This is a genomic window from Sphingopyxis sp. H115, assembly GCF_001468465.1.
Taxonomy (GTDB): Bacteria; Pseudomonadota; Alphaproteobacteria; order Sphingomonadales; family Sphingomonadaceae; genus Sphingopyxis.
In genome coordinates this window covers 24,061-43,370 of record NZ_LNSA01000034.1, presented here as the reverse complement: position 1 = coordinate 43,370, position 19,310 = coordinate 24,061, and the positions used below count along the sequence as shown (strand labels likewise).

At 57.2% G+C, this 19,310-nt stretch carries 16 protein-coding genes and 1 pseudogene; 5 read left to right on the top strand and 12 right to left on the bottom strand.

Annotated elements, in window-relative coordinates; genetic code table 11:
- Positions 1-207 precede the first annotated feature (207 nt).
- Genes ATE71_RS18555 through tnpA form a run of 4 tightly spaced genes read right to left on the bottom strand, consistent with a single transcriptional unit; the run spans position 208 to position 2,890 of the window.
- Entirely contained in the window at positions 208-483 is a 276-nt protein-coding gene (locus ATE71_RS18555) for a hypothetical protein (RefSeq protein ID WP_058804829.1), read from the bottom strand.
- Between the two features lie 32 nt (positions 484-515).
- Positions 516-2,147, bottom strand: a complete 1,632-nt coding sequence (gene tnpC, locus ATE71_RS18550; protein ID WP_058804832.1) for an IS66 family transposase — start codon at positions 2,145-2,147, stop codon at positions 516-518.
- Positions 2,148-2,207: 60 nt separating this feature from the next.
- Positions 2,208-2,549 (bottom strand): IS66 family insertion sequence element accessory protein TnpB, encoded by a 342-nt coding sequence (tnpB, locus tag ATE71_RS18545; RefSeq protein ID WP_058804828.1) that lies wholly within the window; start codon positions 2,547-2,549, stop codon positions 2,208-2,210.
- Positions 2,546-2,890 carry an IS66-like element accessory protein TnpA gene (gene tnpA, locus ATE71_RS18540; RefSeq protein ID WP_058804827.1) on the bottom strand — a complete coding sequence of 115 codons (345 nt, stop codon included), beginning with the start codon at positions 2,888-2,890 and terminating at the stop codon, positions 2,546-2,548. Before tnpA ends, tnpB begins: the two co-directional genes overlap by 4 nt.
- 99 nt (positions 2,891-2,989) lie before the next feature.
- Between tnpA and ATE71_RS18535 the strand changes: the two genes are divergently transcribed.
- Complete coding sequence (locus ATE71_RS18535) at positions 2,990-4,582, top strand: hypothetical protein (protein WP_152998846.1); 1,593 nt, start codon at positions 2,990-2,992, stop codon at positions 4,580-4,582.
- Between the two features lie 326 nt (positions 4,583-4,908).
- On the opposite strand, the gene ATE71_RS18530 is transcribed toward ATE71_RS18535, so the two are convergent.
- From ATE71_RS18530 to ATE71_RS18510, 5 genes are all read right to left on the bottom strand, one after another.
- A complete protein-coding gene (locus ATE71_RS18530) occupies positions 4,909-6,417 on the bottom strand; it encodes a relaxase/mobilization nuclease domain-containing protein (protein WP_058804825.1) in 1,509 nt (502 codons plus the stop codon).
- Positions 6,414-6,731, bottom strand: coding sequence for a plasmid mobilization protein (locus ATE71_RS22600; RefSeq protein WP_160328067.1), 318 nt, complete (start codon positions 6,729-6,731; stop codon positions 6,414-6,416). Before ATE71_RS22600 ends, ATE71_RS18530 begins: the two co-directional genes overlap by 4 nt.
- Before the next feature lie 274 nt (positions 6,732-7,005).
- Complete coding sequence (locus ATE71_RS22595) at positions 7,006-7,593, bottom strand: hypothetical protein (RefSeq protein ID WP_058804823.1); 588 nt, start codon at positions 7,591-7,593, stop codon at positions 7,006-7,008.
- Entirely contained in the window at positions 7,590-8,339 is a 750-nt protein-coding gene (locus ATE71_RS18515) for a division plane positioning ATPase MipZ (protein WP_152998845.1), read from the bottom strand. Before ATE71_RS18515 ends, ATE71_RS22595 begins: the two co-directional genes overlap by 4 nt.
- 130 nt (positions 8,340-8,469) lie before the next feature.
- Positions 8,470-8,922 carry a hypothetical protein gene (locus tag ATE71_RS18510; RefSeq protein ID WP_160328066.1) on the bottom strand — a complete coding sequence of 151 codons (453 nt, stop codon included), beginning with the start codon at positions 8,920-8,922 and terminating at the stop codon, positions 8,470-8,472.
- Positions 8,923-9,030: 108 nt separating this feature from the next.
- Between ATE71_RS18510 and ATE71_RS18505 the strand changes: the two genes are divergently transcribed.
- On the top strand, positions 9,031-10,509 hold the full coding sequence (locus ATE71_RS18505; RefSeq protein ID WP_058804820.1) for a hypothetical protein: 1,479 nt from the start codon (positions 9,031-9,033) through the stop codon (positions 10,507-10,509).
- Positions 10,510-10,540: 31 nt separating this feature from the next.
- On the opposite strand, the gene ATE71_RS18500 is transcribed toward ATE71_RS18505, so the two are convergent.
- Complete coding sequence (locus tag ATE71_RS18500; RefSeq protein WP_058804831.1) at positions 10,541-11,152, bottom strand: plasmid pRiA4b ORF-3 family protein; 612 nt, start codon at positions 11,150-11,152, stop codon at positions 10,541-10,543.
- Positions 11,149-11,403, bottom strand: a pseudogene (locus ATE71_RS18495) (transposase domain-containing protein); the annotation flags it as partial. The gene ATE71_RS18500 and the pseudogene ATE71_RS18495, both read right to left, overlap by 4 nt.
- Before the next feature lie 663 nt (positions 11,404-12,066).
- Here ATE71_RS18495 and ATE71_RS18490 point away from each other — a divergent pair.
- From ATE71_RS18490 to ATE71_RS18480, 3 genes are read left to right on the top strand one after another with little or no spacing between them, the layout of a single operon-like run.
- Positions 12,067-13,443 carry a hypothetical protein gene (locus tag ATE71_RS18490; RefSeq protein WP_058804819.1) on the top strand — a complete coding sequence of 459 codons (1,377 nt, stop codon included), beginning with the start codon at positions 12,067-12,069 and terminating at the stop codon, positions 13,441-13,443.
- Complete coding sequence (locus ATE71_RS18485; protein ID WP_058804818.1) at positions 13,440-15,389, top strand: hypothetical protein; 1,950 nt, start codon at positions 13,440-13,442, stop codon at positions 15,387-15,389. Before ATE71_RS18490 ends, ATE71_RS18485 begins: the two co-directional genes overlap by 4 nt.
- Positions 15,382-18,126 (top strand): DEAD/DEAH box helicase family protein, encoded by a 2,745-nt coding sequence (locus tag ATE71_RS18480; protein WP_058804817.1) that lies wholly within the window; start codon positions 15,382-15,384, stop codon positions 18,124-18,126. The genes ATE71_RS18485 and ATE71_RS18480 overlap by 8 nt, the downstream gene beginning before the upstream one ends.
- Positions 18,127-18,148: 22 nt before the next feature.
- Here ATE71_RS18480 and ATE71_RS18475 read toward each other — a convergent pair whose 3' ends face one another.
- Entirely contained in the window at positions 18,149-19,282 is a 1,134-nt protein-coding gene (locus ATE71_RS18475) for a hypothetical protein (RefSeq protein WP_058804816.1), read from the bottom strand.
- Between the last annotated feature and the right edge of the window lie 28 nt (positions 19,283-19,310).

The following is a 19,310-nucleotide window of genomic DNA, read 5'->3' as shown; positions in this document are numbered from 1 at the left end:
CGACGCTCCGATATCCTCGCTCATCACCGCTCCTCGCAAAGAGCGGCTATCAGCATCCCGCAGCAGCTTCCCGCAAGGCGGCCTTCAGGACACGGTTACCCTAGAGGAGCAGAATGAACGCCATCAAAGCAATCTTGGGGTGGTTCCTTCGGAAGTAGCCATCCGGTGAAGACCGCGGCGCAGCTCTGATTGGGCGGTGATGGATCGCTAGGAGATCTTGAGCTCGGACCAGGTGAGGCCGCGCTTACCATGGGCATCCACGAATGTTTGGAACGCCTCTGCGTGAGAATCGTCGATGAGGCACTCGCTTGGCCAGATGCTGTCACATTCTTCGCAGAACGAGATCTGCTCACCCGTCGCGCGAACCTCCGCCTCGATCAGGGCGCCTTGCTCACATAGGGGGCATTCTAGGAGCCCACCGCTTTGGTGGGTACGCGCGATGTAGTCCGCGACCTCTTTTTGAAAATCCGCGATCGTTCGCATTACCTGTTCCCTGTTGAGGTACCGACCGTGACCTAAGCGCGATGGTTTTGCCAGTTCCAAGGCAGCAGCTGATCGAGTTGGCGGACCGGATGCTCAGCGATGCGGGCGAGCACGTCTGCAAGCCAGGCCTGCGGATCGATGTCGTTCAGCCGCGCGGTCTGGATCAGGGTGTAGAGGATGGCGGCGCGCTGACCGCCGCGATCGGATCCGCAGAACAGCCAGGCCTTGCGGCCGAGCGGCACGCAGCGCAGCGCCCGTTCTGCTGCGTTGTTGGTCAGGCAGATGCGGCCGTCATCGAGGAAGCGGCTGAACGCGGCCCAGCGCCGGAGCATGTAGTTGATCGCCTTCGCCAGATCGTGGTTGCGCGAGAGCTTGGCCAGCTGTGCGGTGAGCCAGGCGTGGAGCTCGGCAATGAGCGGTGCGCTGAGTTCCTGCCGCACGACGAGACGTTCGGCGGCGCTGCTGCCGTTCACGGCGCGCTCGATATCGAACAGGGCATCGATCCGTTGCACGGCTTCGAGCGCGATCGGATAGATCATGCCGGCGCGCTCGCCGCGGCTCTTTTTGCGCGCAGCGCCCTCGACGTCGGCAAGCTCGAAGAACTTGCGCCGTGCATGCGCGAAACATCCCGCCTCGAAGATGGGTACGGGCGTACGCCCTTCGCGGTAGAGCTCGCCGTAGCCGCCATAGGCGTCGGCCTGCAGAATCCCTGACCAGGATGCGAGATGAGCTTGCGGATGTTCGCCGCGCCGGTCGCGTGAGTAGTGGAACAATGCCGCGGGGGGATCAGCGCCGGCGAACGGCTTGTCGTCGCGCACATAGACCCACAGTCTCGCGGTATCGGTCTTGCCCTTCGCGAGGACTGGCACGGTCGTGTCGTCGCCGTGCAATCGCTCGGCGGCGAGTACATGGGCCTCGATCAGGCGATAGATCGGCATCAGCGCATGGGCGCCGCCGCCGACCTGATCGCCGAGCGTCGATGTGCTGAGCGGCACGCCCTCGCGGGCGAACCGCTCGGCCTGGCGGTTGAGCGGCTGGTGCTGCCCGTACTTCTCGAACAGCAGCATTGCGAGGAAGCTTGGCCCGGCCCAGCCGCGGGGGAGCACATGAAAGGGCGCGGGCGCCTGCGCGATCTTCTCGCAATCCCGGCAAGAAAACTTCTCGCGCACCGTCTGGGTGACCTTCCACGATCGCGGAATAACCTCAAGCGTCTCGGTGATGTCTTCGCCGAGCTTGGCAAGGCGGCTGCTGCCGCATGCCGGGCAGGAACAGGGGGCGGGCACGACGATGCGCTCGCGCGGCAGGTGATCGGGGAACGGCTTGCGGCTCGGGCGCTTGCGCTCGAACGCGGTGACGGTCAGGGCCTTTGCGGCGGCGGCTTCGGTGACGAGCTCATCCTCGCTGGCATCGGCCTCGAGATCTTCGAGCTGTAGCTCCATCTGCGCCAGGAGGCGCTTGCTGCGTTCTGCGCTGGCGCCGTAGGCCTCGCGCTTCAGCTTGGCGATCTGCAGCTTGAGATGGGCGATCATCGCCTCGGTGGCGCTCTCGCGGGCCTTTGCGTTGGCGAGCCGCGCCTCTGCCTCATCGGCTCTGCGGGTCGCCGCGTTCAGCAGCGCCTTGAGCGCTGCGACGTCGTCCGGAACGGGCGAAACGGCGGCTTCCATGCCCATGAATGAATCACCATCGGCCTCGCCAATCAAGCCAAAAAAGCATCATGCCGGGCGTCATCCCGCGCTCTGCGGCCGCCAGCTATACTGCGGGTTACGCCAGTCGATCCCGTCGAGCAGACAGGCCAGCTGCGCACTGGTCAGCGACACGATACCGTCCTTCGCCGACGGCCAGATAAAGCGCCCCTTCTCGAGCCGCTTGGCGTAAAGCGACATGCCGATACCATCATGCCAGATGATCTTGGTCAGCGATCCGGCGCGACCGCGAAAGACGAAGAGATCGCCGCCGAAAGGATCGCGTCCCAGAGCCTGCTGGACGAGCAGCGCGAGCCCCTGCATGCCCTTGCGCATATCCGTATGACCCATCGCTATCCACACCCGCGCGACGGGCGGGATCATCGCAGCGCCTTCAAGGCCGCGGCTGTCAGCACCGGCGATGCCGAGGCCGCAATGCTGACCCGGGCGCCGCCCGGCAGCTCGATCAGAATCGCAACGCCCGGCACGGGCGAAGGCGGCTGCAGCTCGTCGGCCACCATCGCCTCGGCGAATACTGGGCCCGGCAAGGCTGCGCGAAACTTGCGCCGCCATGCATAGATCAGGCTGGTGGAAACATCATACCGGCGGCTAACCTCGGCAACGCAGGAACCCGGCGCAAACGCCTCGTTCAGGATCTGAAGCCGCTCATCCTCACTCCACCGCCGACGACGCTCGGGGCCGCTAAACAGCGTTACCTGGCTCATACCCGTCCTTAAGCTCGCTCATACGAGCACGCTTATGAGCGCGCGAAACCCCAGCCTACAACACGGCCCTCACCGGATGGGTACCTTCGGAAGGGCATCGTGTTCGTATTGATCGTTGCGGCAATAGCATTCCATCAGCTTATTTGGCCGATGGTTTCGGACGGAACTGTGCGGACGGCAGCCAGTGACGAATGGAAATCATCGGCTGAGATCAAAAACGAACTGATGCGCTTGAAGCGCCAGGCGATCGCTAATTTGGAAACATCTGAAGGTCAGTTCCTCGCGATGTCGGGGAGCGAGCTGGCGGCGACCCTACAGGAGAAGCGTAACGATCTTGCCAAAACTGACTCGGAGCTCAAGCAGCAGCAGGGATGGTTGGCCAGCGTCAGACCCACGGCAATCATTGCGCGGGAAAAACTGAAATTGAGGCGCGGCACATTGTCAGCAGAAATCGCGCTGCTTGAGACGGCCAAGGACCGCGAAGCGCGCCGTGCGGCGCTCAACCAAATCTCCTTCCCGCGTCAAAGCGCCGTCGAGGTCGCACGGCTCGGGTGCGAGCACGCGAACGAAGCCGTGCGAACGTTTAACGGCAGTGGTTATGCGAGACGAGCCGTAGGCAACCTCATGGAAAACCGCGCCTCAAAGCTCACCCAGACCGCAAAGGCCGAGTGCTCCAGCTACAAATCCAAAAGGGCTGCGCGGGAGACTGGCATGGCGGCCGGTAAGGTCGCACAGGCCAAATTGGAAGCTGCGGAAGTTGCCCTTGCGCAAGTCCGAAATGACGTTGCCGCCAAGCTCAACGAATACTCCCCTGAGGTGACCAAGCAAACGATTCGAAGCATATTATTGCAGGCCCTGCTCGTGCTTGCAGCGATCGTCGCGATGCCATTCATCATCCGCACCATTTTCTACTATGTTCTCGCCCCCTTGGCAGAGCGCCGGGCATCGATCCGCATAAAGGTTCCCGGCGCCGGGAGCGCGCCGATTCCGCCTGCGGAGAATTCCCGCGTGTCCGTTCTCATAACGTTGGGAAAAAGCGAAGAGCTCTTAGTGCGACAAGATTACCTTCAATCGACCGCCGTCGGAGCTAAGAAAGACACTCGCTGGCTGCTCGATTATCGACACATCTTTTCCAGCGTTGCCAGCGGACTAATCTTCTTAACGCGTATTCGGGGCGAAGGGGAAAATACCACCGTCTCTGCAGTTCGCGATCCGTTTGCAGAGCTCGCAGAGGTCAATATACCGCGAGGTGCCGCTTGCGTGCTACATCCCCGCGCCCTCGTCGCAGTTGCTCAGCCCGAAGGGCAACCAATGCGGATCACGAGCCACTGGCGCTTATTCTCACTCAACGCGTGGCTGACGCTGCAGCTTCGCTATTTGGTTTTCCATGGTCCATGTCGGCTGGTCATCAAGGGCGGCCGCGGGATCCGATTGGAACAAGCCGAGCGCGGCCGTATCTTTGGCCAAGACCAGCTAGTCGGATTCAGTGCGGATCTTGCTTATTCCGTCACCCGCACCGAAACTTTTGCGCCCTATTTTTTCGGCCGAGAACAGCTCTTCAAAGACAAGGTTGAGCAAGGTTCCGGAATTCTAATCATCGAGGAAGCACCTTTATCAACTCACCCGAAAGGCGGTATCCGTAGCGGACTGGAAGGCGCGTTCGACGCGAGCCTGAAGGCATTCGGCATATAGTTTTGGAAGCGTCGAAAAAGCCGCCTAACCGAGCGGCTCGTAGCTCTACCAGCGGGGAAGTGAATTCATGCCATCACGGAAGCGTCATCGGTCGATAGCGCAAGCAAGCGGGATAGCGTTGTCCTTGGCCGTTGCAAAAAAGAAGGCGACCAATCGTTGGCCGCCTCGACTTGAGACATTGAACGGGATCAGCCGCCAGGGACGTCTTCTTTGGAAATCATTTTTTTCCTCCACCGAAAACACTCTGTCAAAGTAGCGCTCCGGCTAAACTCGCACAAGCACAAACGCGCCGTCGGCCTCGCCGCGTGATAACGGTCAAAACTCGATCAATCGCGACCGCGCTGCTTCGACGCCTGGTACATGAAGAACAAATCGTCGGGGCTGAGGTCGTCAGGTTCGTTCTGAACGATGTTGGGCGCTGGTTGCGATATCACACCAGGAGCGCGGGCGATCACAGTTTCATTGCGAACGACCTCCGCAATTCGATTGCGTGGCTTCGCACGGGGCGGCGGAACCAATCGCGCGGCCGAGATGTCGCCCGCTTCAGCGCAAAGCTGCAAATATTCCGTCCAAGTTGGTTTTCTACTGCGCGCGAGATTGCGCTTCTGCTTCGAGTGAAATTCACTTAGCGAGGCAAGTTCAGGCCGCGACACATCTGCGGCGTACCGACGATAGAAGGCTCGGCGCTCACTGGACGGCAGCCGCGCAGCTTCATCACGGCGACGGCGCATAAGCGATTTTCTCAAGCGCGCGCGTCCGAGCGTTTGCTCCTTCCGCAGCTTCTTTCGCGCATTTGCCTTTTCGCGTTCGGATGTGCGATGCTGAAGTGCGAAAAGGTCAAAGCTGCTCTTAAGTCGGACATGATCGTTGTCGCGACCGGTCTCGATTGCTGAAGCGCTCGCACCCCGCCTTGGCCACCAAATATCGAACCTGTCGGCACCGGGGTCGTGTCGCGCTTCGAGGCGCAGCAGACCGAACTTCTGGCTTGGGAGATCAAGATCGGATGCGCGGATCCGATTGCCCGTATCGCGCATGTCAAAGATCGTCAGGCCACGAAGCTCCGTCCCTTTCTTGGTGGTCCGATAGGTGGGCTCAAAGTCCAATCCCAGCGCGCAAAGTGCGTCACGCTTTGACGGCCAATCTCGCGTACCGAGAACGCCGCGGATTTCGTCCGCTCGCTCGATCAGCGGTGTCGATCCAATTCGATCATGACGTTTTCGCTGTGCCGCACTCTTGTCGTTGGCCACTCCCGCCAACCGTGCTTGCGCCGCCTCTACCGGTGTACGAAGAGTGCGAAGACCAAGCTGCCTTTCCAGCTTGCGACAGATGTCCATTGTTCGGGCGAGTGCGCGAAAATCATATGTCCGGAGGGCACGTGCGTGCAGCGGGACCGCGACAATTTCGGACTCGGACAGTGCATGCGGTCCAATACCCAGCATTGCATTGCCCTTTTTCAGATACCAGGACTTCGGTGGCGTCTGACCGGTCGCAGAGTCGATGGTGCAGAAGAAGATGTGGACATGGTCATGTGCCTTGTCTTTGTGGCGAACAACCACTCGTTGAAGGCCAACCAGCCTAAGAGCCACGGTGAGTTCGTCGGCGCAATGCAGCCATTGAGATGCGTCAAGTGAACCATCCTCGAGCGCTGCCGACAATGAGACATGAAGCAGCTTATTTTTCGCGCGCGAGCTGAGCGCGGCAACTGCTGCCATTTCGTCCGCGGCAAGTTCGACCGAGGTAACGCCCTTCAGGTCGAGGACTTCATGATCGCGGTTCTCAACCAGATAGCGAACAATGCCGGCGAAATCGGCACCCCATGTGATGTTGCTGATCATGACTTTGCGATTTTCACGGCATGGAGCAGTTCTCGGTAGGCTTCGAGAAGTTGGTCAGAACGGACCTGCTCGTTCGAGTTCATGCGCCGAGCAATCTGATTAACGTTGTTCCCGAGCTGACGGACGGCACGAACGAGGTCGCGTGAGATTATGATCTGCTTGTTCGCTCGTCGAACGAGGCGGCGCAGAACCTCGGCCTCGGAGCATCCTGAGTATGTAGCGATCGCCTGGAGCTGGGCGAACTCTTGCTCGTCCCAGCGCGTGCTGCGGACGATTTGCCGCCTGCGATTTTCGGATCCGGTCTGTCCGGTCATTTTCATTCCCCTAGGGTGAAATTCTGGTGTCTCTGAGGAGGGGCTTGGGGAGGACAGAGTCCTCCCCAACAAGGTCGGGCCACGCGTGACAAGCGACAGAGCGAAGCGACAGAGCGCGGACCAAAGCGCCGCTGCAGCGGCGCGGTAGTCGTTGGCCAGCCCTTGCTCTTTCCTCCCTTTTTCCGATTGAATCTGTGATTGGCTTGAACGTGGCGACGCTTGTCGTCGCCACCGGCGGGCCCCTGACGAGAAGTCGTCAGGGGCCCGCGGCGAGTTAGCCGTTCCCTGCCCTGCGATCGGCGTACTCTGCCCCGCAGACCATAAGGTCGTTTCGGACCGTTTCGTTGCGGATCGGCGCGGTTCTAACGCCGGCGCGCGCGCTGGTGACGAAAGCGCCTGTCGCGGCATCGACGCAGCGACCGAGCTCACGATCGGACGCGGCATGTGTTGCCGCTCGTTCGGCTTTGACATGATTCTCGCCGAGAATCCAACCGGCGCAGCAACAGAAAATGCCTATCACGAGCGTTCCGAGTGCTGTCGTGAAGTAGAGCTTCTTCGCCGTGTGCGCGGCATCGACCGGCAGCGTGTCGCGCACCTTTAGCATAGCCTTCAGCGCGGCGTCATCGATGCGAGCCGGCAGATCGTAGTGGATTTTCTGCTGAGCCTCACGTCCCGCCTGAGCAATGGTCGCGTCAAGCTGCTGCAAGAAATTCATGCGGGACACGAGTTCGTACATAGCGCCCGGGCTGGTTGCAATTTCAGGCGGCAAAGCGGCCATCATTTCGTTCAGCTGACGATAGTCTTCGGCCGTAGTCGCACGGCCTAAGACATTGCGCATGATCTGTTCTGCAAGGTTGCTCATGGCCGGCCTCCCAGGAGATCAGAGAGCGGTTTGAGAGATTCTTCGACGGCCGTCCACCAGAGGTCGAAATCGATCCGGTCGGTGAATCCGAGATTAGCTGAGGACAGATTGTGGAACGGCGCACGAGCCCGCGCGATAGCCGTTCGAGCGTAGATTGGCAGCACTGGCAAGAACGATTCGGTACCACCGTCGCTAATGAAGTGGCTGCGGATCTTCGAACCATTCCAAAGTTCGAATTTTGATGGATCTGCGCCAAAACGACCATTCATCCAAAAAATTGTGCGATGCGCGTCGGCTACCTGCAATGCTTCCTCAAGCAACCAAACTGAGTCCTCTTCCTCAGCTGCCACCCACACATTAATCAGGTCGCGGTTTAGAGCGTCCGATATCAGCTTGAGACGCGTTGCTTCTCTGGTGACGTCGGTGCCAATGTTGCCGGGCAGGTCGACAATGATCACGCAATTGTCGTCCGCAAGCTCCCATGCCTTGTACATTGACGTCCAGCCAAGGGTCTCTCGCAATGTAATTCGTGAAACGCACAGACTCTCGCCATAGTAGCGGTCGAGATGACCGTTTCGTCCATCGGCGTCGAAGGCGGCTACTTGATACCCTTGCATGGCCAACCAACCTGCGACTGCTCGGGCTCCAAAACTTTTTCCAGTTCCGCCCTTGTCGCCTCCAACGAGCACAATCGGCCTACGTTTACGTCGTTTTGTGAAGTTTGCGTTCGATGCGAGCGCTGCCATCTTAGATTCCTATTCGTAGATATTCCAAGGCTCGCAGCGCGCGCGCGGCGAGTTGGTGAGTTGATGAAAGATTGAAAAGGCGGTCGCGGCTGACTTGTGAATTGGAGTGAGCGTCGACCGCCTTTTGTCATCAGAGCAAATCGAGGGAGCGGTTCGGGATCAACTCGGTGCTCCCGAGGTCGATCTTCCGCCCGCTCGCCTGCGACGCGGGCTTTGCCTCGACTTCAACCGTCGGCTTTTTCCGCGAACGCGGAGGCACACGAACGATGTCCTTTTGCCGCACATTTTCACGACTTATTTTGCGCGCATTGGTAAGAGCCATGCGCAGCATGCTTTCGCTTACGCGAGCATCGCTCATCCAAGTGCGAACGTTCGAGTTGGCGAGCAAAGTCGGCAACTTTACCGACGGATGCTCGGCGACGAGCGCAGATGCAAACTGCGCGGCGGCAACCCGGGGCACATCGGCGCCCGCCTCTGCTTCGACCAGGGACTTCCCGATCGATGCACCAAATTCTTTGTGCGACTGCATTTCATTCTTCTCCTGTCGTGAAGGCTGGATTGCCTTCTGTTCGACAGGACTCACGTAGAAGGTGCGGATAATTCTCCCACGGGGGGCTACATCGGATTAATGTTTTGGCCGTAATTTTAAGCGACTAGATCCGGATACGCGTTTCGCAAGTCGAGAGGTTAAATGATTGATGTTCTGAAGCGATTGATGGCCGAAAGCGACCCTGAATCCATGTTCCATCTGGCTGCGCTTTTTGCTCGCGTGCGATCAGAGCTGGATCGCGCGCTCGATGGCGGCCTTACTCGGATCGAGTTTGAGCGACGGCTGTTCACATTCGGCGAAATGTCTCGATTACCTATTGGACATCTTTTTGACCATCGGGTGCAAATGCCGGAACAGCAAGCCAGGGCATTACTAAACGGAGACGCGAACCCTCTCACCGAGCTCCTGTCCAACATGTTGTGTAGCACGCACGCCCAAGGTGCAGAGCTAATCGCCGAAGCCCTGAAGCTCAATCCAGAGGCCGATGCGCGGAATCTTCTAGAGACTATGCATTCATTTCCAGAATTCGCGATCAAATGCTTGTCAGGCTGGCATCATACCGTCCAAACGTTGCCGGCTTCCGCAGAGCTGAACGATCGCGCAAAGTTGAAACGGATATATTATTCAACCGCATTATATTTCGGCGCGCTTCAGTTGCAGATAATTTCAGTACGCCAGCGCGCAATTGAAGAGTTCCATTTTCAGAATCAAGATGGGCGCAAGCGCCACACGATAGGTGCTCACGACGCGCAGACGCGGCAAATGGTTGGCACGTTAAAAGCGGCTCGGGATGCAATTTTTTCTGAGACGAAGCCGAAAGGCCCACGTCCCAAACTATTTCGTCTCCTCAAGGCCGAGGGAGAAATCCTGGAATCAAAAGTTTATCTTGCACGAGGGCCCAACGCAAAGCTCGAAGCCGAGCAAGAGGTTCGTCACCTGTTCGCATCGCTGTCGCCCAGAATCGAGCTGATGTATTCGGTATATAGTCGCGCACGGCAAAGTTCATCGCTTGGCGAAAAGGGACGAAACTCCTCCCAGCTTCGGAGCGAGATGAGAACCCGCATCACTACTGTCGTTGCTGGCGGCGTGACCGGAGGCCAGCAGATTGCGTACGCCAGCTTGCGTCTTTTGGCGTTCTCACGGCAATTGCAAAAGATCGCGACCGGCACCAAGCCTTGGCCTAGACGTCATGATCAGTGGTTTTCAACCCTTGCCGGCTGTCAGAATAAAGACGTCGCCAAGTTGGTCTTGGTAAACAGGTCGGCCGTCTGGATCACGGCTCAAGACCCTTCTGCATTTGGTCCTAACGGCGTTCCGTACGATCTCCGCTCCACTCTCGCGTTGAGCATGAACAAAGGAAAGACGCCGTCTGAAGAATTGCTTTGGGAAACGAAGCTCAAAGCGGCGAATTGGAGCGAGACGCAGAGCGGAGTTCCCGTCGACCAGTATTTTGTGGGCGCCCAAATGTGGGACATTCATCCTGAGTTCCATCTGGGAAGCGCGGGTCCCCCGACCACCGCGGTAGATGGCAAGCTAGTACCGAATAAAGGATGGGAGATCGGGCCGCACACCCCGTCACCCCAATACCGAGCGCCCCGAAAATCCCATCGCCACTTTTGATCCGTAAGCGTGGTCAGGAAACCGCCATCGATTAGCTGTCGCGGGATTTAGGGTCGGAGTAGGCGGCTCTTCCCTGCGCCCGTCGCTTGGCGAGCTTCGCCATGCGTGCGCTGATCTCGTCGGGGATGATATCAATGGGATTGAAGACACCGCCATACCATTGCACCATGGACGCGCGCTCGGGATGGCGCGGCTTGGCCATGGCATTTAGGAACTCCTCAAATCCCGGGGTTCCGCCGACATCCTCGGGCGGGGCGCGTCGTTCGCCATCGACGAACCGCGGGTAATCGGTGCCGGGGATGGCGGTCGTGATCTCTTCGATCTCGATACGATGTCGCCAGTTGTCCCCGAAATCATAGGTGTAGGTGAAGCTGGTGATGCCGCGCTCGACAAACTTGTTGATGCGCATATTGGCGGCGTCGCGGGTGCGGACCATGAAAGCATTGTCATCATCGAAGCGGACGCCATAGGCGGCATCGCCCACGTCGAAACGGAACAGATGGTAGTTCTCGAAGAGCATGCAGGCCTGGATCGCGAGGTGCAGGGTCTTGAGGCTGTTGGTGACGGGAAGTTCGACACGGCGCCAGATGGCGGGCTTCATGTCTTCGAGCGTGATGCGAATCCGGGCGATCTGATCGGTCATGCCGCCATGCATACGGGTGCGGTCTGTGCTGTACAGTTCCACGGCATGAGTTCGTCCCATCGGGAGGCGGGCCAGCCCGATGCGATCTTCTCGATGACATCGGCGATATAGGCCTGCGGCTCGACGCCATTGAGCTTGGCTGTCTCGATGACCAAGTAGATGGCGGCGGCGCGTTCACCGCCGGCCTTCGATCCGGCGAACAGCCAGATGGGTTGACCATTGTCGGTTGGCAGACGGGTCCATCGGTGTAGTCTCTTCGGCCGACGGTTGGTCAGGATCGACCGTGCAAGATCAGAGGTCACCATGGCAGGCAATTAAAATGCATTCTTGGAGTTGGTTTGCACAAGGAAGGTATTTCTGCGGCGGTCGCGGACGCCGGTCGGGATCGCGAGGTTCGCTTGATCGGCGTCAACCTCAAATCTGTGCCATGGACGCTGACGACGGACAATAACTATCACGAGGCTTGAACTCGAGCGTCGTTCCCAAGGGGTCTCCGACAGCCAAACCGATCAGACATCCACAGGCACGATCGTACACGCGCCAAAGCTCGTGCAGATAGTTCTCCTGCGCCCTGGTTTCGATGGCCCCCGGACTCCAATTCGCCCGGTCGCTGCTGATAGCGTTGGGATCTGGATAGGGTCGGTTAAGCTGGCCCGAAGGTTTCTACTCATTGTGCCTCACCAACTATCGAACACGTCAAAATTGGTCGCATATTGCGACGATGCGCCGGGAGAACCCTCATTCTGTCTTGCATGAGAGCAAGATAGCCGATGTATGTGCTTCACAATTTGAAAATGAGATCCGAGGCATGCTTCGTCAAATGTCCTTACACCTACGCTAGCAATTTGCGCTTTCCGAAAAGCCATCTCCCACCCCGCCAATGAACTGGTCGAAGTCGCGAGCTAAGAAATCAAATGGTGCATGTTTTAAATAGCTTACTCACAGAATACGACGACACGCTCTCGTCCGATTCATACATTGATCCCATCGGCACGCTCATTATTTGGTCAGCATTCGGCCGGCAGGTGTTCCGAAACCGGATAAACTCTATCTCGAACGATGTTCGAAATTTTACGCTAAACCTGTTCAACCACTACTTGGTGAAGGCGCTGATTGAAGACGATGGCATTCATCTCTCTCATCAGCTCCAGCGGAAATACCAGAGCAAGGATAGCCTGAATTTCAAGCAAGCATGCCTGATCTTCCTCGAGAATGTCTTTGTTTTTTCAATTCTGCGCCATGACAAATCGCAGGGTGTGGAATCGACAGGAATACTTGGCATCTCAAACGCGCGGCGACTTTGGGGGAATGAGGATCGCCCTCCCGCACTCATCTTCACCCATGAACCCATCGGACAAATCCTGATCCGGCAGCTCGGCCTCGGGGTGAGTGGTCGTTACAAGACTCCGCTAATGGAAATGGGCTTCTTCGATGGCAATTATCACTATCATAAGCCAGCATTTCAAAGCCGGTGGGCTGATGCCGAAAGGCTCATAATCGGCCAACCGAAGAGCTTGCTCAGCAAGGTTGCACGCAAGGCATACGACTTTCTCAAGGAATGCGTCTCCCAACCGATCCAAGGCGGAAAACTTCCATTTGCCGATGTCCCAATAGATTTGACCCGGGCATACGCTCGAGCATTTGCCTCGCCTCAAGCAGTCGGAAGTTACGCAAAAGACTTTTGGCTTTTACAGACAGAGCTCAATCAAGGTGCGGCCGGTGCGATTTTCGATGTTCTCGAAGAAACAGACGATCTGTCGCCGAAAGGGGCAATCGAGCAGGCGCTTTCGCATAACCTAGCGCCCGGAGAAAAGGCCAAGCTCGAGCACATTGTGCACCTGGAGCCGTTCTTGGCGGATTGCTCGCTGCTATTCACTCTCATGGCATCTCGGCGAAACCAATCAACCGATGACGTTGCGAACGCGTGGGCAAACTTCGGCAGGGACGCAACGCGATTGCCAGGCGTATCCGCTGCGGTTTCTGGCTATGCAGATCTGCCAGCCATTAAGGGCACGGAGGGGGCAAAGCGTCTCAAGCAGCTTCTGAAAGCTGCAAACGGAACCAGTCTCGACGATCAAATTCGCGAAATAGCGAATTATCATGGCTCAGTGATGCAATCCCGCGGCCAGGTTTCATGGCTTAATGTCAGCAGCGACGGCGCCATCAATGTCCACGCGCGAACTGTCTCTCTGCCCGAGCCTGATAGCCGTGTGCCTGGTTCATGGCTCAATAGCTATTATCTCCCCCAGTTCAGCAGCTTCGTGAACGGCCTGTGCGGAGCGGTCGCATGAAACTCCTGCAGGAATTGAAGCGCAAGGTGACCGGCATGGGTCCCTTGCGCCGAGCATGGTTCACCACTTTCAACTTGGACATTGAGTTCCTCGAGACATTTGTCCTGCCTGCGGTGGTAGGTGCCGAGCCTCCACGAAACCGGATCGAGTTCGAGCAGCTACAGCAAGAACTCACGGATCAAGGCATTGATGTCAGAGCCTTTTGCGATCCGCGGTTCATCGACACCAACCGCATCAAGAGGACATGCGTTCCCATACACGCAGTCCGTCCCGACCGCTTGTCGGAGCGGTTCGGCGAACGCAGTCTTTTTCATCCCAAAGTCATCTACCTCGAGGACGACAAAGGTCGGCGCATAATCGGCGCAGGTAGCGCCAATCTAACGCTGTCCGGCTGGGGCCGAAATCTGGAAGCGTTCGTATTCCGTGAGGTTGAAAGCCTCAGTAACTATCGAGAAATCCGAAGGTTTTTCGACCGACTTTGGGATGCCAACGACATTCAGGACGGTGGCGGCAAACTCCCCGAGCGCCGAAAGTTTGCCAAGACCAAGGAAAAATGGCGGTTTATCCATAGCCTCCAGAACCAATCATTCGCAGCGCAACTTTTCAACGGATCGGCGGCATCAGACATCGTCGTCTGGTCACCATATCTGCCTCGCGACCTCGCCAACTTTATCGGCAAGCTGCAAACTTCGACGGCGAACAGTGACCTGCGTGTCCATTTGGTGGCTGATCGGATCCAGAACAAATTCCTCAGAACTCAATGGAGTGAGGAACTAGGGCAGTTGATCGCGCGTGGGCATCTGACGTTCTATGATAGTCCAGTCGAACGCGACCACAGATCTGATTTATGTCATGCGAAGATCTGGAAGGTCGGCAAGGCTTTGGCTGTTGGCTCGTGGAACTTCACTGCACCCGGCTCCAACAGCCTTTGCGACGACCGGGGAAAATGGAGCCGAGACAACAACATTGAAGCAGGCATCATCATCGAAGATGCGAATGACTGGCGTCTCATGCATGGCAAAGCACTGGCGCTGAGCGAGGAGGATTGCGCGTCGGATGAGCTCCTGGCCGAGGAAGCACTTAATCCCGCCGCTCTGCCACCCTTTGATCTGCACGTAACCTTCGACTGGCATGCACAGGTCTACACGTTTTCGGGTGCGTGGATGGCAGGAAATGAGCCGCGCGAGGGATACTCTGTCCGACTGCCCGGCGTAGATGCGCTGCTGCCATTGAAATGGGCCCGCAGCGGTGAGCCCGTGCAACCTGCACAAATTCGTGTGAATGACAGCGTGCTGCTTAGAGATCGAATCTTTCGTGTACACCACGACGGGAAAGAGGTTCATCGCGGCATCGTCGGTGAAACCAACCTGGAGTCCCGCAGGGCTCAGATATTCAACAACTTGAATGATCTCCTGGAAGCCTTGTTGCTTGGGGATGACCCGGGATCGCTTACTGACCTTCCGCTTCGAGGTCCTGACGACAGCGACAGCTTTCCTGACGACACTCCCGCTCAACCGGACTTGGGCTCAGAGCTACTCCAACGAGAAATTTCCGAGCACAGTTCGATCAGCTATTTCCGTCTTTTCAAAGCCATGCATGATTATCGCCAACGGTATTCTGCAGTGGACAAACTGGAGCAGTTGGAAAAGCAAGTCTTCGTAGCGCCTGGATGTCTACTCGAATTGGTCGAAAAGGCCGGCGAAACCATCCAAACCGAGGAGCGCTCGGTATTCAATTGGTTCCTCGCGAATGAAGTCGCGACCGTTTGCGCCTTGGCTCAAGACCGGCGTCGCAAGCTACTTCACGGCTACAAACGTCGCGAGCCAAACTATACCCCGGCGCCCAAATCACGATGGAACAGCATAGCAATGTCGGTGCCCAAATCCCCGAACGGGGTCTCCGCAGAATATGTCACACTGGTAAGGGCGCAGGCAGCATATGAGTGAGTTCTGGCGACGCTTGAAACCAATGGAGGTCGCGAAGTGGATCAACTTCGGCGGGGTCAGCGGGGAATGGACTTATGCGCCTGACCAACCGACAGGAATGGCCGCACTTCAGACCGAAGGCGTCGCTCATTTGTGGAGCGTGCTTTCAAGAAGTCCGGTTGCGCTCTTGGCCGATGAAGTCGGCATGGGCAAAACCTTTGAAGCACTTGGGGTAGCAGCACTGCTGTGGCGAAAGAAGCCCGACGCAAAGATCCTGGTGATCGCGCCAAACCGCGATATATGCGCGCATTGGCAACGAGAGTTCTCGTCCTTTACCCGAGACCTCTACGTAAAGGCCGATGATTTCGTTAAGAGCAAGAAGGACGGAAAACCCGTACCGCCCATCGGAGCCCACTATCGCCTGCCGGAATTGACCGAGGCAATTGAACAGCGGTCCAAAGATGACGAGCCGGCCCAATTATATATCACGACAATCCATGCCCTCAGCGGCCTTCTCGATAGCGCCGATGCATCCAACGACAAGGCTCGAGCTGCGGGGAAGGTAGCCAAAAAACTCCATGAGCGAATTCTGGCCGCGACAGGCGGGACTGGCTTCGATCTGATGATCGTCGATGAGGCACATTATTTTCGCAATCGCCGCGGTGGATCGCAGCGCGTCACTGCCGCTGAAGAATTTTTCGGCAAGCCTGAAAGTCAAATTGCCCGGCGCACCTTACTTCTGACGGCAACACCGAGCCATACCCGCCTTGGTGATGTGGCGAACATCCTGTCCTACTTTGTCGACCACGCCTCACTTGAAGGAAAGGAAGTCGATGACCTGATGCGCACGTACGCGCTTCGCCGGTTTCGGCGCATGGAAGGTCAGGGCACGAGCTACACCAAGCACCAATACCGCCGGGAAATCGCAACTCCGTGCAGATTTGGAGACAACCCCCAGGATGAGATGTTTTTTGCGCTCTACCAGAAGCGCCTGATCGAAGACTGCGGTGTGGCGGATGAAAAAAGGCGGGCTCTCTACGGTTATCTAGAAGGTTTCGAATCCGCAGGCCATCGTGATCTGGCCCGTGACGCGCAGAGCGAGAATGAAGGATCGGATGACGAGCGCTCGAAGGACTTCAGGGCGGCTGCGGACACACAGCTCCTGCAAGACATGAGCGGCGATTTTCGCGGCCTTTTCGGCTCGGCTCCCGATCACCCCAAATACGATGGCATCGTCAATCTCTGTACGCCATCAGAACTGTTCGAAATGGCCACAGATCGCTGCTTGCATGAAGATAAGCACCTCGTCTTTGTGCGCCGTATCCCGTCGGTCCGAGAGCTCACGAAGCGCATCAATGAGCGTTACGACGAATTGCTCGCAAAGCACATTGCGGACACCCACGGCTGGGATGAAGAAGCTCGTCTTCGATGGAAGAAAAGCAATTGGTCGCGTGAGGTGTTCAACGAAATCACTGGTGCAAGCAATCGACGCGACATCGATAGCGACGACGACCAGATGGACGAGATCGAAGGCGAGAGTGAAAGTGTCGACGAACACGACTATCTTCGCTCCAGAGTTGCAGACCTGTTTGTGACTAAGAAGGCGGCTGAAGGCAGACCGCCTGCACCACCGACCGACTGCTCCCGTTTCAGCCTTAATCTGCGCAAAACAACTGGCATCTTCTCGATGCTCCTGGAACCCGCATCAGATTACCAATCAGGTGCCTATCATTGGCACTACCAATTCGTGCAGGGGGGCAAGCAGCGCATGGATTTTGCCAAGGCTGCACAGATGCAACGAATGGAAACACGGCCCGAGTTTCCGCGAGACGCGTTGGATGCATTGCGCCCTCACGACGGAGATCAGCGCGAATACGATGCGCCGATCGAAACGATCTGGGGCCGCGTATTCTATCACCTGCCCGCGCAACAGAGGTCTAGTCTTGTCGAATGGGCAACTGCTCAGCCGCGCATTGCCGAGAACTTCGCCAACTATATCAAGGCCGGATTTCTCTTCGCCAGTCCCGTTATCGTCGAGCTCTACGGCTGGTATGTGACTTTCGAGCGGCGTCTTGCTGACGAGGAAAAGCACGCCAATGTTCAGCGGCGCTACCGGAAATTCTTGGATTTTGCAGACCTGCAAATTCCAGATTCCCTTTTGCTGAAATACTTTATTTCAGCCATCGCAACCTTCGAGCAGCTCTGCACGAAGATCATCGATCACGAAGTCGACGCCTGGGACAAGGGGTGGCGAACACTCACGACGCTTTCCAGCCCGGCATGGTATGCAAGTGGCGAATCCAGCCACCGGCAACACCTGATTCTCGGATTCAACAGCCCCTTTTATCCGAACACACTTATTGCGACCTCGGTCTTCCAAGAGGGGGTAAATCTGCACCTGCAGTGCAGAAAAGTTCATCATTACGGTATTGCATGGACGCCGGGCGATAACGAGCAGCGTGTGGGCCGCGTCGACCGTCTCTTTGGCAAGGTGAACAGCCTCTTGCAGCAGCGGGGTCCCGACACGAGTGCCTTGGAAATAAACTATCCCTATCTCAAGGACAGCTTTGACGAAGATCAGGTCGGCTCCTTCATCGAGCGAAAATATGAGGTCGAGGACAAGATGGATCGATGCACGCAAGGGGACTTCGATAGGGAGATCCACCTGAACCGATCTGGCTGGGAGGTGTTCTTGAGAAAGCCTATGCCAGACGCAATGTTGTCCGACCCCTACCCTGCTTCGTTTAGCCGAGACTGACCGTTGGGAGGCAAGCGCGCGATCACACGGACCTCACAAGCATGAGGAGCTCCTTGAACTCCTCGTTGTCGCTTGCCCCTTTCCAGAAGTTTATGAAGCGGCATACAATTTGGATATTCCCTCGGACGTAGTGCCCGTTGCTGTCGATTCTGTCAGGAGACGGCAAGAGGTTGCTATCGGCGTCAGGGCCGGGAAAGTGAAAGGGAATGCCGGTCAGCGCGCAGCGGTTTCCCTGCAGATCAAGCAATTCGGCGAGAAGAGCTTCGAGCTCTTGGGCGGAATGGCCAGACTCCTTGTTCTTGATCCTGCGTTCGATGCTCTGGCCGTTCGATTTCCTGACCGTATCCTCAATCGACAGACGCATGGTAATAACAGACTTTTCTCGGCCGCTGACCACGCGGCCCGCGTCTTTGCCTAATGTGGTTTGACCAATTGCACCCTCAGCCTCCAATTTCAGAAGATGGGCATATATCCAGCAAAATGAGTGAGCATCTATGAGCCTGACATTGCGGATGCCGGCCGCAGCCTCAATCAGGGGGACGAGCTGCAACAGGATCTCATTGAACCTCCTGTAGTTGTCCCAGGAGCACTGCTGTCGTGTCGAAAACCCAAGATTCATAGCTGCAAAGGCGCGATCGAAGCCCGTTGGCTGGATCGGCATGAAGCGGGTCATATCCTTCAGAAAGTAGAGATAGGCGATCAGCGGGTATTTGTGCCCGGTGAGTTCGGCCAGTTCTTCGAAGACCATGCCCTCTTGACGATCTTCTCGGTAGAGGTCGAACAGCAGAGCATCGAGTGCGTGCTTCAAACTGCGGTTCGTCCGGGCTTCAAGCAAGATGCGGTGATCCCGATTGGCGTGCCCGAAGCGGTTTTGCCAGAAGACAAGGTTGTTGACGAAATTGGCCTTGTTGTCCTGTATCTCGATGCTGTCGATGGCATGCTCAACAATTGAGCCGGACCCGATGCTTTCGCGAGACCATGTATCGGGGGAAAGCCGTGCAAGGGCAGTCTGACGCAGCGTTGGCTTGTAACCTTCCCAAGCGGCGATTTTGCCCTCCGTGAAATCAATAAACGAGTGCCCCTTGCTTTCGGGAGTAATGAGCTCTTGGAACCGATCAAAGTGTGACTGAAAATCGGATGCGCTGATTATTGTCATGACTTTTCAAACAACCCGTTCGCAGTTC